Source organism: Runella defluvii (genome assembly GCF_014195535.1).
Taxonomy (GTDB): domain Bacteria; phylum Bacteroidota; class Bacteroidia; order Cytophagales; family Spirosomataceae; genus Runella; species Runella defluvii.
Map to the genome: position 1 here is coordinate 39,723 of NZ_JACIBY010000012.1, position 13,125 is coordinate 52,847.

Consider the following 13,125-nt stretch of genomic DNA (forward strand, 5'->3'; position numbering starts at 1 on the left):
TGGCATCGTTACTGCCCAAAAGTACGCCTTTTTTACTACAACTTACAGCAAACTGCCGTTGAGTAGCCCTTTTTCAAGCGCAACCCCAAATGCCTTCGACCGAAGGGCGTCGGACGCTTGTCCCCAATCACGCAGGTTGTGCGCGTTACTGCCCAAAAAGTCCACGAGCCCTTCATTGATGAGCCGTTCGGCTAGGAGGCGAGTCGCGGGATGATTCGATTGCCAAGCCCCAAGATTTACCTGAAAAAGAACGCCACTTCGATGTAGTCGAAGCACTTGGTTAAAATCTTGTTGCAAATAGTAATAACGCTCGGGATGGGCTAAAACGGGCGTCAGTTGCTGTTTTTGTATGAGTGAAATGGCATCATTTAAGAACGACGGAAGTCCCACAATGCCAGTTTCAAAGAGTAAGTAGTTGTTGGCAATCGTTAAAAGTGGTTGTTGGGTGTCAAGAAGTGATAAAAAAGAAACATCAAGGTAATATTCGGCCGCTACTTCTAGCTCAATTGGGATACATCGGCGAATGAGGGCGTGGTTGAGTACCTTTTTGGCAATTTGAATATCTTCAAAACTGTTTGGGTAATAGTCGCCCATGATGTGGGGAGTGGCAATGACTTTACGAATACCTTTGGAAGCCATTTCATGCAACAAAATAAGCGCGTCTTCGAGGGTTTCGGGGCCATTGTCTAACTTTGGCAGTACGTGCGCGTGCATATCTACCGTAAAAGCAGAAGAACGTGGGATGGTGTCGGGCGTTCGGTTGCGCTTTAAAAATGAGAATGGCATAAACGAATCAAATCATGGAAAATCTATATGCTTTTTAGGTATATAATTCCCATGAATTGTGCCAAACTAGCCCCTGAAAAAAAAATAAATTCTTTTGCCTTTTAAAACATAAATACGTGCTTTTTTAACTCTTTTGGTACATCAAAAAAAGCAAAGTAAAAAGTGTGGTATGTAAATTGCTAAAAGGAAATTTGGTCAAATTGGGGCAACTCAAGGTCTTTTGGGGAGACAATAGGGTTCGTTACTTGCCAGTCGATATTGAGCGTAGGGTCATTCCACAGAATACCTCCTTCGGCGGCTTTATTATAGAGATTGGTACATTTATAAATAAATACCGAATCCTCTAAAGCGACAAATCCGTGGGCGAAACCTTCGGGTACATAAAATAGGTTTCCGCGGGTTGCGTCAAGCTCAACGGCCTCGTATTGACCAAAGGTGGGGGAGTTGGGGCGGATATCAACGGCAAAATCTAACACACGACCCATGACAACCCGAACCAATTTTCCTTGGGCGTGCGGCTCGCGTTGAAAATGTAAACCACGTACTACCCCTTTTTTGGAAAAAGACTGGTTATCTTGCACAAAATGAGTGGGCAATCCGTGGGCCTCGAATGCTTGCTTATTGTAAGTCTCAAAAAAATACCCTCTTTCATCTTTATAAACCGTTGGTATAATTTCTAGCAATCCTTCGAGCGATTTTTTGATAACTTGCATAGGTGAGTTAAGATTGAAAACTTCGACAAAATTAGATAAATTGAACGAATGACGAAAAAAAGAATATATTGGATTTGCCAAGTTGGAGGATGGACGGCGCTAATTCTTTCTGAATTAGCGATTTATACCCTCGAAGGAGAAGTTACAACAGGGGACTTTTTTTTCGCTCTGGCTAATATTTTAGTGTGTGTTTTACTCACCCACTTTTACCGCCTTATCGTGCGAGAGCAAAATTGGGTGAGCTTACCTGTTTATCAAATCGCCCTCAGGGTTATCATTTCTGGTTTAAGTTTAGGGCTTTTAATGACCCTGATGAATTACCCAATTGATTTAAAAGTCTTAAAGGATACCTTTAAAAGTCAACCTTATATCTTTTTTGCCGATTGGCTTTCATGGAGCAAAAGCATGTTTATGTGGGTGTTGAGCTACACGGTTTACCATTACGTAGAACACAAACTAGATGCCGAAATCGAGCGTATTTTACTCAAAACTTCCATCAAAGAGTCGGAAGCCAAAGTACTTCGTTCTCAGCTGAATCCACACTTTGTTTTTAATGCCCTCAATTCGATTCGGGCGTTGGTGTCGGAAGACCCTTCCAAGGCACAGCAAGGTGTTACGCAGCTTTCTAATATCCTTCGCAATTCGTTGTTGGCCGACCGCCGAAAAACCGTGGAATTACGGGAAGAACTCAAAACAGTAGAAGACTATTTAAGCCTTGAAAAAGTTCGTTATGAAGAACGTTTGAAAGCCGACTTCCACATTGATCCCAAAACGGTTTACTTACAAGTACCACCCATGATGCTGCAAACCTTGGTCGAAAATGCCATCAAACATGGTGTCCAAAAAGCCATGAGTGGGGGGTTTGTGCAAGTAACGACATTTCTTGAAGGCGATTATGTACACATTCATATCCGAAATACGGGCATTTTGGCCAAAAAAGACAGCATTGACAAACAAAAAGAAGCCAGCGGATTTGGCCTTGAAAATACCGAACGTCGCTTACATTTGTTGTACGGAGAAGATGCCAAGTTCCGAATCTTTCAAGAATCGGAAGAGGTGGTTCGGGCCGAAATCATCGTTCCTACCCAAACCGAAGGCGTTTTTAAGAGTGGCTCCAGCCTTTCTTTTTCAAAATTGACATCCCAAACGTCGTAAGAGAATCTACTAATATATAACCAATAACCGTGGCTTGCCCACTTAACTACCACGAATGAAAGCCCTTATTATTGATGATGAACGGTTGGCGCGAAACGAATTGCGTCGTTTACTTGAAAATTTTCCTAAAATTGAAATAGTGGGAGAAGCTGCCAACGCCGACGAAGCCAAAAAACTCGTAGAAGAGCTTCGCCCCGACTTGCTTTTTTTGGATATTCAAATGCCTGGCAAAAATGGATTTGAATTGTTGGAGTCGCTCGAAGATGATACCATTCCCGAGGTGATTTTTACAACTGCCTACGATGAATATGCGCTCAAAGCGTTTGAATACAATGCCTTGGACTACATCCTCAAGCCGATTGATTTGGCGCGTTTGAGCGAGGCCGTTCACCGCGTTTTTGAAGAATTTGACCGCAAGCACGAAGGAGAGTCGGTGTCTGAACGTAAAATTTTGGGCGAAAACGACCAAGTCTTTATCAAAGACGGCGAAAAATGTTGGTTTGTAAAATTAGGAAAGGTGCGTCTGTTCGAGTCGATGGGCAACTACGTGCGTTTGCATTTTGATGATCAAAAACCGTTGGTTCTCAAGTCATTGAACGCCTTAGAAGAGCGACTTGACCCCGTATGCTTTTTCCGTGCGAATCGCAAGCACATCATCAATTTACAGTGGATTGACAAAATTGAGCCGTGGTTTTCGGGAGGGCTTTTGGTTACGTTGAGAGGAAGCGGGGAGAAAATAGAAATTTCGCGCCGCCAAGCCATCCGTTTCAAAGACATGCTGAGTTTGTAAGAAATAATACAAAATGGTGCGGCCCTTCTTCGTCTAGGAGAAGGGCTTTTTTGTCTTACTTATTACGTTCAATCGTAAACTGCACCAAGCCTTCTAAGGAATTACGATACGCCGATTCGGGGAATGAATGCAAGATAACCTTAGCCTCGTCCACCAAGCGCTGCATGGCCTGTGTAGCGTACTGAATGCCACCCGATTCGCGAACAAATTTGATGACTTCTGCTACTTTTTGCGGCTTGTCGCTGTGGTTTTTAATGAGATTGATGATGTGGCGTTTGGTACTCCAAGAAGACTGACTCAGTGCATGGATGAGCGGAAGCGTCATTTTTTTCTCTTTGATATCAATACCGAGCGGTTTGCCAACTTCCGCATCGCCAAAGTCAAAGAGATCATCTTTGATTTGGAAAGCAAGCCCGACTTTTTCGCCAAACTCCCTCATTTTTTCCACTAAATCTTCGGTCGCACCTGCCGACTGGGCACCTACGGCGCAGCAAGAAGCAATGAGCGAGGCCGTTTTTTGCCGAATGATTTGAAAATAAACTTCCTCCGTAATATCTAACCGACGGGCTTTGGCCAATTGGAGCAATTCCCCCTCACTCATTTCACGAACGGCATTTGATACGAGCTGTAGGAGCGTAAAGTCTTTATTATCAACGGATAAAAGCAGCCCTCGTGAGAGCAAGTAGTCGCCTACTAATACCGCAATTTTATTTTTCCAAAGGGCATTGACCGAGAAAAAACCGCGACGGTAGTTGGAGTCATCCACCACATCGTCGTGCACAAGGGTTGCAGTATGAAGCAATTCGATAAGCGCAGCACCACGGTAAGTAGCTTCTGTAATTGTACCACTTACGCCCGCCGTTAAAAAAACAAACATGGGTCTCAGTTGTTTGCCTTTACGACGGACAATGTAATTCATGATTTGGTCGAGGAGCATCACCTCGCTTTTCATAAACTGCCGAAATTTGCTTTCAAAAGCATCCATTTCGGAGGCAATTGGCGCCTGAATATCTTTTATTGAGAGGGACATATTATCAGTGGGCTATTCAGTAAACAGTGAATGTGGGGAAAATAGTTTAGCTGAAAGTGCCTGCAACTTTAACCTTTTTTTGATTTGTTGTCTAACAAACGCCAAATTTGGGACAAAATCTATTAACATTACACCAAAGTGGCATAATTTGTTTGGAATTTGTGAAGAAAATAAAAAAATCAGGCTAAAGATAGATGTATGAGAGCATTAGTATTGGGCGGTGGTTCGCTTAAAGGGGCATTTCAAGCGGGAGTTATTCAAGCTATTTTAGAAGAGGGTTTTGAACCCGACATGATTTACGGAGTCTCGGTCGGCAGTTTGAATGCAAGTTATTTGGTAAACGAAGCGGGGCGTCAGACAATTGAACATAAAAAAATCGATTGGCCGCGTTTGAGTCGCCTCCTCATTGAGTTTTGGATCAAAAATATAACAGGCCCCGAAGCCATTGCAAAACCCCGCTCACGTCTTACATTAGGTTTTGATACGCTTACGAGCCGTTTTGATGGCCTCTTGGACAATACGCCCCTAAAAAATTTGCTGCGTTCAAACGTGGATGAATTTATTTTACGCACAAGCCCCATCAAGCTCAAAGTAGGTGCGGTGGACGTTATCAGCGGAAAAATGGTGTATGCCACGCCCCAAGAACCCGATTTTCTGGATTATGTACTTGCAAGCAGCTCTTTGCCTACGATTATGCCGCCTGTCTTAATCAAGGGTCAACGAAAAACGGCCTTGTTAGATGGAGGGTTGAGGGTGGTTGCGCCTCTAAAAGCAGCCTTGGAAGACGGAGCGACTGAAGTGGTGTGCGTGGCTTGCCACTCCGAACATATTTACGGCGAAACGGTCAATTACCGAAATGTACTGCAATTGATGGAGCGAGTAAAGGACATCAACGTCAACCAAATTGTAAACAGTGACATCGCTTGGGCGCAAAGCTATGTCGAAAATGAAAACCTAAAGGGGCGACCGCTGAAGCTAAAGGTGATTCGTCCACACGAACCTTTGCATTTGGACATGCTCAAATTTCAATCGGAAGATATTGTACGGTTGATTGTACAAGGGTACAAAACTGGCGTCGAGTATATTCAATTAGAAGACAACAAGTATTTTTTTTCAAAGTAAGTAGTTATGCAAATTACCATTCGTAAAGGTACACCCGAAGATGTGCCGCAAGTATTCGCTTTGGTTCAGGAGCTTGCCTTGTATGAGCGTGCACCTGAGCAAGTCACCAACACCCCCGAAATGATGTTGAAGGATGGTTTTGGCCCAGAACCCATTTTTGGCCTTTTTGTGGCGGAGGTAGATGGACAAATCGTCGGGATTTCGCTCTATTATTATCGGTACTCGACTTGGAAAGGAAAACGACTCTATTTGGAGGATTTGATTGTGACGGAGTCGATGCGGGGGCATGGCTTGGGAAAGATGTTGTTGGATACCACCGTTCAAGAGGCAAAAGATACCAATTGCACAGGAGTGATGTGGCAAGTGCTGGATTGGAATGAGCCGTCCATTAAGTTTTATGAGCGCTACGGCGCGCGTTTGGATGGAGAGTGGATCAATTGTCATTTAGATTTTTAAAGGCCAAAGAAGGATGGGTATTGCTGAAAATATACAACAAATAGTAACTGAAATTTCACCTGCTGCACGGCTCATTGCTGTCACCAAAACCAAGCCTGTTGAGATGCTCATGGAGGCATATCAGGCTGGTTTTAAACGGTATGGCGAAAATAAAGTGCAAGAAATGGTGGGTAAATACGAACAAATGCCGAAAGACATTGAATGGCATTTGATTGGACATTTACAAAGCAATAAAGTCAAATACATGGCTTCTTTTGTGGCCATGATTCATTCGGTGGATAGCTTGAAATTGTTGCAAGAAATCAACAAACAGGCGGCCAAAAACAACCGAGTGATTGATTGTTTGTTGCAGGTATTTATTGCCCAAGAAGAAACAAAATTTGGACTTTCTGAAGAAGAATTAGAGGAGCTACTGGTTTCAGAGGAATTAAAATCAATGCAAAATGTGCGTATTGTAGGGCTGATGGGTATGGCATCAAACACCGATGATGAAGCCCAAGTGCGGTTGGAATTTAGAGGGTTAAAACAGCTTTTTGACAAGCTCAATGCACGTGCGGCTGATTTTCCTGCAAATGTTGACTTCAAAGAAATTTCGATGGGTATGAGTGGTGATTATCTGCTGGCGGTAGAAGAGGGAAGTACGCTCGTCCGCGTAGGTAGCGCCATCTTTGGCTCACGCTAACTGTGAAGAGGGATGCTCACATCCCGACGCTTTTGTGTGAAGGGTTGCTCACAACCCAACCAAGAGTGAAGAGGGTTGCTCACAACCTGGACTTAAACGAGAAAGCCCCAACCATGCGGTCGGGGCTTTCTCGTTTATTCAGTACAGCAGAACTTAGGCGATGACGACACAATCGCCGCGTTCTACTTCGTGTTCTACTTTCTTGTATTTTACATCTTTTACCACACGGCCATCGCGGTACTGAACCGTTACTTTTTGGTTACGGTCGGCGATTTTAATGGCACGTACAGGCATCGTTTTTTCGGTCTGACGAGCAGCGTAGGCATCTGGGCCACCTACTTCTTCAAATTCCTCGTCCTCGCGGTTGGTATGAAGTTCTGGCTCAGGCTGACGCACTTGGCGTTGCGATTGCTGCTGTGGTGGTTCTTCTTGTGGAATGAACGATTTCACTAAGAAACTTACCGTCTCAAAATTGACTTTGCTCATCAACTTCTTGAACAATTCAATCGACTCAAACTTATAGATCAACAACGGATCTTTTTGTTCGTAAGCTGCGTTTTGTACCGACTGTTTGAGGTCGTCCATGTCGCGAAGGTGCTCTTTCCATTCTTGGTCAATCAGCGAAAGAACCACAAATTTTTCCATTTCACGCACAATCTCACGACCATTTGATTCAATGGCCTTCACGAGATTGACGCCAATTTGCGTGCCTTTGATACCGTCGGTGAACGGAATTACGATTTCTTGGATGGTTCCACCGCGTTCTTCGTGGATTTGTTTCAGTACAGGCAACACTTGCTCTGCAATGAACTTATTTTTATTCGCATAGTGGCTCTCAGCTGCTTCGTACAAGCGTTGAATACGCTGCTCAGGTTTTAGCTTGTTGTAGTCATCGCGCGTAAATGGTGGTTCAATGCCAAAATTGGTAATGACGGCTAATTCGAGTTCTTCGTAGCTACCTTCGGTGTTATTGATGATGTCGTTACAAACATCGTACATGGTGTCGGCAATGTCAATTGCAAGACGATCCCCAAAAAGGGCATTCCGACGACGTTTGTAGATGCTTTCACGTTGCATGTTCATGACGTCATCGTATTCGAGGAGGCGCTTACGTGTACCGAAGTTGTTTTCTTCGACTTTTTTCTGCGCTCTTTCAATCGACTTTGACACCATCGAGTGCTGAATCACTTCACCTTCTTCCAAGCCCATGCGGTCCATCACACCTGCGATGCGGTCAGAACCAAACATACGCATCAGCCCATCTTCCAATGACACAAAGAACTGCGACGTTCCTGGGTCTCCTTGGCGACCAGCACGACCCCGCAACTGACGGTCAACGCGACGGCTTTCGTGGCGTTCGGTACCAATGATGGCCAAACCTCCCGCTGCTTTTGACTCTGGTGTAAGCTTGATGTCGGTACCACGACCTGCCATGTTGGTCGCAATCGTAACCGTACCAGGTTTCCCTGCTTCCGACACAATTTCGGCTTCACGTTGGTGTTGTTTGGCGTTCAAGACTTGGTGTGGAATCTTACGGAGGGTAAGCATACGGCTCAATAACTCCGAGTTTTCGACCGAAGTTGTACCCACCAACACTGGGCGTCCTTTGCCTACCAGCTCAACGATTTCATCCACCACGGCGTTGTATTTCTCCCGTACCGAACGATATACTTTATCTTCTTCGTCTTTACGTGCAATCGGAATGTTGGTCGGAATACTAACCACGTCCAATTTATAAATCGTCCAGAATTCACCTGCTTCGGTTTGGGCGGTACCTGTCATACCACAAAGCTTGTGGTACATACGGAAGTAGTTTTGGAGCGTAACCGTGGCGTAGGTCTGTGTAGCGTCTTCTACTTTTACGTTTTCTTTGGCTTCAACGGCTTGGTGCAACCCATCTGACCAACGGCGACCTTCCATGATACGGCCCGTTTGTTCGTCAACGATTTTTACCTTTCCGTCCATCAACACATAGTCCACGTCACGTTCAAACAACGAATAGGCTTTCAACAACTGCTGGATGGTGTGAATACGCTGCGTTTTGACCGAATAATCGCGCAAGACTTCTTCTTTGCGAAGAAGTTTTTGTTGATCGGTAAGCTCAGAATCTTTGTCAATCAAATTCAAATCAATCGACAAGTCAGGCAATACGAAGAAGTTAGGGTCTTCGGCTGAGCCTGTCATATAGTCAAGCCCCTTTTCGGTAAGCTCGATGCTATTGTTCTTTTCTTCAATGGTAAAATAGAGTGGAGCATCGGCTTCTGGCATTAACTTTTGGTTTTCTGCCAAATAGATTTTCTCCGTTTCTTGCATGAGGGTTTTAATACCCGTTTCACTCAAGAACTTAATAAGCGGTTTGTATTTTGGGAAACCACGGTGCGCGCGGAAAAGGGCCAAACCTCCTTCTTTTTTGTCGCCAGCCGCAATTTTCTTTTTGGCTTCATTGAGCAAATCTGTCACGAGGCGTTTTTGGGCTTCGACAATGCGCGATACGCGGGGTTTAAGCTCGGCAAAATCTTGTTCGTCGCCACGAGGCACAGGGCCGCTGATAATCAAAGGTGTACGGGCATCGTCCACCAAAACGGAGTCAACCTCATCGACCATGGCAAAGTGGTGTTTGCGTTGCACAAGCTCTTCGGGCGAGTGCGCCATGTTGTCGCGAAGATAGTCAAAACCAAATTCGTTGTTGGTTCCGTAGGTGATGTCAGCCAAGTAGGCTTGGCGGCGCGCGTACGTATTGGGTTGGTGGCGGTCGATACAATCAACGCGCAAACCATGAAACTCAAACAATGGGGCATTCCACTCACTATCGCGGCGGGCAAGGTAGTCGTTGACCGTCACGACGTGCACGCCTTGGCCTGCGATGGCATTTAAGAAAGCAGGTAGCGTTGCAACGAGGGTTTTACCTTCACCCGTAGCCATTTCGGAAATTTTCCCTTGGTGCAATACCGTTCCACCGATGATTTGCACATCATAGTGAACCATGTTCCACTTAATAGGGTGGCCTGCCACATCCCAAGTCGTTCTCCAAACAGCCTTATCGCCGTCGATGGTAATATGATTCTTCCTAATTGCGAGTTCGTGGTCTAAAAGACTGGCAGTGACCTCAAGACTTTCATTTTCGGTAAAACGACGCGCCGTTTCTTTGACAATGGCAAAGGCAGTGGGCAAAATCTGCATCAGGACTTTTTCCAACTCCTTGTCGCGCTCAAGCCCTAAGCTATCAATTTTTTTGAAAATGTTCTCTTTGGCATCAACGTCCATGTCGATATTGGTAGCCACTTGCTGGCGCAGCGCGTCTATTTGGTCGTCGATGGCCTTGAGTTCATTCGCAATAAAAGTCTTGAGTTCTTGCGTTGCGTTTCGAAGCTGGTCATGGCTGAGTGTACGTAGTTTAGCAAATTCAGCATTTACTTTGTCCACGTAGGGGGCAAGTTCTTTCAAATCACGTTCCGATTTGGTCCCAAACAGCCCAGAAAAACTTTTTGTGAGGAATTTAATCATTGTTACTGTATGAGTCAACCAACAAAGGCCAACGGTTTATGTATTTTTCTATATCACAAATATCGCACCCGCTTCGGGAATTTGCTACAAAATTAGCTTTTTGTCAGCAGTTTAATGACATTTTAAGGGTTAGATTGCTTGTTTCGGTCAAAATGTCAGCCTTAAATTAAAGTCGGCTTGCTCGTTGAGCAGGAATAAACGACACCAAAATCGTGATGGAAATGACGGTGACAGCCGTAATGACAAAGTCTGGCCACTCCATTTTTACGGGATAAGCATCCACCACCGAACTCACCATTCCCATGGAGACAAGGCCGTAAGTTTGCTGAAACCAACAAACAATGATGCCCAAAATCAATCCAATAAACGCTCCAGTGAATGCCACCAAGCTGCCTTCTAGCAAAAAGATACGTTGAATGGTGGAGGCAGTGGCACCCATGGCAAACAGCATTTTAATATCGTCTCGTTTTTCAATCACCAACATCGAAAGCGAAAAGAAAATATTGACTGCTGCCACCAAAATAATGAGTCCAAGGGTGACGGTAACAAACAATTTTTCGATGCGAATGGCGCGTAAAAGATCGGCGTTTTGTTCATCGCGGGTACGCACTACAAACTTATCTCCAAGTAGGGTTTGGATTTGAGTTTGTACTTGATCTGCCTTTGCACTGGGTTGAAGCTGAATTTCAAGCGCTGAACGTTGGTGGCCATACCCAAGTAGCTCGGTGGCAAATTCAAGAGGCACAATCACGTAATCGTCAAACCGAAGTTCGAGCATATAAACGCCTCCCACGCGAATGATTTGTTGGTTAAAAGCGTCAGCATTGGTCAAATTAAGCGTTTTTACGTCCGAACGAGGGTAGGCGAGTTCCAGGGGGGTAAACAAGTTGTTGACCGAAATGCCCAGCAGCTGCTGCACCGTTCCTCCGACAATTGCTTTGGGTTCATTGTCGGTAGTAAGGGCAAATTTCCCTTCAATCATCGCGGTATCTAACTGATGGCGCTGAATAAATGTCTCATCCACTCCCTTGATTTTAGTCACTACCCGACGGTCGCCGTAGGTGGCAAGTGCATTGTCTTCTACTACTTGGGTAACAAACTTAACACCTTCCGTTGCCCGTAATGCTGTCAGCGTTTTGGACGAAAGGGTAAACCGCTTGCCTTGAGCGGGCGTCACTTTAAGGTCGGGGTCGAAACTTCGAAATAGCTGTCGATTCAGTTCTCCCATGCCATTAAAAACCGACATCACAATCACCAACGCCATTGTCCCAACTCCCACACCCAACATCGAAATGTTGGAAATGAGACTAATAAAGCTTTTCTTTTTCTTTGAAGTAAAATAACGACGCGCTACAAATAAGGGGAAATTCATTTATCTGTTTCTTGTTTTCTGTTTGGTCTTTTGGGTTCCCAAAGAAGTAACCCATTGTTATTTTGCCCTTTGCTCCTTGCACACTTATAACTCCTAACTCCTCTCTCATCACTCCTCTCTTACACATTTGCGTCTCTTATTTCCCAATTACAAGTGTCCAATCACAAGTAGGGCAGGCTACGGGAGGTTTAAATTCTTGAATACCTTCGTTTTTTACGGCTCCAATTGGCGTTGAAACACCATCGCGGGGGTTAAACCAAGTGGCTTTGAGCTGAGGGATGGAGAACTTGGAAAGGTCAATTTTTAATGGTTTTCCTGTTGGAGAATAAGCAAACATAAAATCTTTATTTTCACCAACGGCTGCCATTTGATACCCAGCATCTTCGGAGTTGTCATTTTTTAGAACGCCTTGGTCGGGTATTAGTTGCGCCCAAGGATAGGCTTCAAAAAGTTTACGCATGTATCCCATTTGCCAAGCCCCTTCGTGATTTGTGGCTGACCGCCAATGCGTGCGGGCTACCGAAATGGCGGGATTGCGGTTTGGGTCAAAAAACTGCCAAACGTTATGATCGCCGTAGGTATGGCCTGCACCACCCGAAAGCATCGCCCACCAAGCGGCCTGCCGAACATCGTGCGAATTGAAATAATCTTTTTCAGGTTTCCAATCAATCGGATGGTCTTCGTAGCGTGGTTCACCATCGAGGGTAGGCTTTACGGGAAAAAGTTGGTAATTCTGGCGCTGCATGACGTAGTTTTTGGCGTTTTTTGCCGAGTGCCCTGACTGAAACATGTTGAAATTGAGCCAGTTTTCTTTGTGAAAAAACGCGGCTGAATTGCTGCCGCCTGTTGGATGGTAGGTCATAAGTTGAGTGCCTCCGTGACCCGCTTTGAGGCCCTCGGCCATGGCATTGATGATAGCAAAATGTTTTTCGGTTTCGGGGTTACGGTCGCCGCCCAAAATCCAAACGATGGGCTTGCCTTTATAACGCTTTCCAAGCCATTGGCCATATAGTCGGGCATTTTCGGGGGTAAAAACCTCGGGGCCGACGCCCCATTTTTTGTTGAATTTATCCCCCCACGTAGGCAGCATTCCAATCACAAGCCCCAACGAAGCAGCTTTGTTTACTACATAATCAACGTGTTGGAAATACAACTCATTGGGCTGCGAAGGGTCATTGTTTTTTAAGGGAAGCTGTCCGTATTGGTTGGGCTGCCCCAGTCCGTCAAACTCTGCCAAAGCCACGGCCTGAATGACGGTAAAGCCTTGTTCTGCACGACGTTTGAGGTAAAAATCAGCCTCGTCTTTGGTCAACCGATGAAACAATTCCCAAGCGGTATCTCCCAACCAAAAGAACGGTTTGCCATCGCCGCGCGAAATGACCCGTTTGTCGGGAGCGATGTATAATTTTGACCATTGCGCTTGTTTGGGTGCAGGTTGCGCAAAGCCATAAACACTCAGGCAAACTACCGATGAAAAGGCCAACAAAAATCGTTTCATGAGGTTGAAATGGTTCA

Annotated in this window: 11 protein-coding genes; 5 read left to right on the forward strand and 6 right to left on the reverse strand. The window is 45.2% G+C overall.

Annotation, left to right across the window (positions count from 1 at the left end):
• Positions 1 to 42 precede the first annotated feature (42 nt).
• The gene (locus FHS57_RS23065; RefSeq protein WP_183977817.1) at positions 43 to 786 is read right to left on the reverse strand and encodes a tyrosine-protein phosphatase; all 744 of its coding nucleotides are present in this window, start codon (positions 784 to 786) and stop codon (positions 43 to 45) included.
• Between the two features lie 179 nt (positions 787 to 965).
• A complete protein-coding gene (gene rfbC / locus FHS57_RS23070; protein WP_183977818.1) occupies positions 966 to 1,499 on the reverse strand; it encodes a dTDP-4-dehydrorhamnose 3,5-epimerase in 534 nt (177 codons plus the stop codon).
• 48 nt (positions 1,500 to 1,547) lie between these two features.
• Between rfbC and FHS57_RS23075 the strand changes: the two genes are divergently transcribed.
• Both FHS57_RS23075 and FHS57_RS23080 read left to right on the forward strand, forming a co-directional pair.
• Complete coding sequence (locus FHS57_RS23075; RefSeq protein ID WP_183977819.1) at positions 1,548 to 2,654, forward strand: sensor histidine kinase; 1,107 nt, start codon at positions 1,548 to 1,550, stop codon at positions 2,652 to 2,654.
• A 55-nt stretch (positions 2,655 to 2,709) separates the two neighbouring features.
• The gene (locus FHS57_RS23080) at positions 2,710 to 3,444 is read left to right on the forward strand and encodes a LytR/AlgR family response regulator transcription factor (RefSeq protein ID WP_122930971.1); all 735 of its coding nucleotides are present in this window, start codon (positions 2,710 to 2,712) and stop codon (positions 3,442 to 3,444) included.
• Positions 3,445 to 3,499: 55 nt separating this feature from the next.
• On the opposite strand, the gene FHS57_RS23085 is transcribed toward FHS57_RS23080, so the two are convergent.
• Positions 3,500 to 4,474, reverse strand: coding sequence for a polyprenyl synthetase family protein (locus FHS57_RS23085; protein WP_028526188.1), 975 nt, complete (start codon positions 4,472 to 4,474; stop codon positions 3,500 to 3,502).
• A gap of 198 nt (positions 4,475 to 4,672) precedes the next feature.
• Here FHS57_RS23085 and FHS57_RS23090 point away from each other — a divergent pair, with 198 nt between their 5' ends.
• Genes FHS57_RS23090 through FHS57_RS23100 form a run of 3 tightly spaced genes read left to right on the forward strand, consistent with a single transcriptional unit; the run spans position 4,673 to position 6,734 of the window.
• Entirely contained in the window at positions 4,673 to 5,596 is a 924-nt protein-coding gene (locus FHS57_RS23090; RefSeq protein ID WP_183977820.1) for a patatin-like phospholipase family protein, read from the forward strand.
• Positions 5,597 to 5,602: 6 nt separating this feature from the next.
• Entirely contained in the window at positions 5,603 to 6,052 is a 450-nt protein-coding gene (locus FHS57_RS23095; protein WP_028526189.1) for a GNAT family N-acetyltransferase, read from the forward strand.
• 13 nt (positions 6,053 to 6,065) lie between these two features.
• Positions 6,066 to 6,734, forward strand: coding sequence for a YggS family pyridoxal phosphate-dependent enzyme (locus FHS57_RS23100; protein ID WP_183977821.1), 669 nt, complete (start codon positions 6,066 to 6,068; stop codon positions 6,732 to 6,734).
• Between the two features lie 153 nt (positions 6,735 to 6,887).
• On the opposite strand, the gene secA is transcribed toward FHS57_RS23100, so the two are convergent.
• The 3 genes from secA to FHS57_RS23115 form a co-directional block, all read right to left on the reverse strand.
• Positions 6,888 to 10,238, reverse strand: a complete 3,351-nt coding sequence (secA, locus tag FHS57_RS23105; RefSeq protein ID WP_183977822.1) for a preprotein translocase subunit SecA — start codon at positions 10,236 to 10,238, stop codon at positions 6,888 to 6,890.
• Positions 10,239 to 10,404: 166 nt separating this feature from the next.
• Complete coding sequence (locus tag FHS57_RS23110; protein ID WP_183977823.1) at positions 10,405 to 11,610, reverse strand: ABC transporter permease; 1,206 nt, start codon at positions 11,608 to 11,610, stop codon at positions 10,405 to 10,407.
• A 136-nt stretch (positions 11,611 to 11,746) separates the two neighbouring features.
• Positions 11,747 to 13,108 carry a glycoside hydrolase family 140 protein gene (locus FHS57_RS23115; RefSeq protein WP_183977825.1) on the reverse strand — a complete coding sequence of 454 codons (1,362 nt, stop codon included), beginning with the start codon at positions 13,106 to 13,108 and terminating at the stop codon, positions 11,747 to 11,749.
• Positions 13,109 to 13,125 lie beyond the last annotated feature (17 nt).

What these genes read in the sequence shown, in the direction of transcription:
- FHS57_RS23065 (WP_183977817.1), bottom strand. Translation starts at nt 786, where the DNA reads ATGCCATTCTCATTTTTAAAGCGCAACCGAACGCCCGACACCATCCCA.
- rfbC (WP_183977818.1), bottom strand. Translation starts at nt 1,499, where the DNA reads ATGCAAGTTATCAAAAAATCGCTCGAAGGATTGCTAGAAATTATACCA.
- FHS57_RS23075 (WP_183977819.1), top strand. Translation starts at nt 1,548, where the DNA reads ATGACGAAAAAAAGAATATATTGGATTTGCCAAGTTGGAGGATGGACG.
- FHS57_RS23080 (WP_122930971.1), top strand. Translation starts at nt 2,710, where the DNA reads ATGAAAGCCCTTATTATTGATGATGAACGGTTGGCGCGAAACGAATTG.
- FHS57_RS23085 (WP_028526188.1), bottom strand. Translation starts at nt 4,474, where the DNA reads ATGTCCCTCTCAATAAAAGATATTCAGGCGCCAATTGCCTCCGAAATG.
- FHS57_RS23090 (WP_183977820.1), top strand. Translation starts at nt 4,673, where the DNA reads ATGAGAGCATTAGTATTGGGCGGTGGTTCGCTTAAAGGGGCATTTCAA.
- FHS57_RS23095 (WP_028526189.1), top strand. Translation starts at nt 5,603, where the DNA reads ATGCAAATTACCATTCGTAAAGGTACACCCGAAGATGTGCCGCAAGTA.
- FHS57_RS23100 (WP_183977821.1), top strand. Translation starts at nt 6,066, where the DNA reads ATGGGTATTGCTGAAAATATACAACAAATAGTAACTGAAATTTCACCT.
- secA (WP_183977822.1), bottom strand. Translation starts at nt 10,238, where the DNA reads ATGATTAAATTCCTCACAAAAAGTTTTTCTGGGCTGTTTGGGACCAAA.
- FHS57_RS23110 (WP_183977823.1), bottom strand. Translation starts at nt 11,610, where the DNA reads ATGAATTTCCCCTTATTTGTAGCGCGTCGTTATTTTACTTCAAAGAAA.
- FHS57_RS23115 (WP_183977825.1), bottom strand. Translation starts at nt 13,108, where the DNA reads ATGAAACGATTTTTGTTGGCCTTTTCATCGGTAGTTTGCCTGAGTGTT.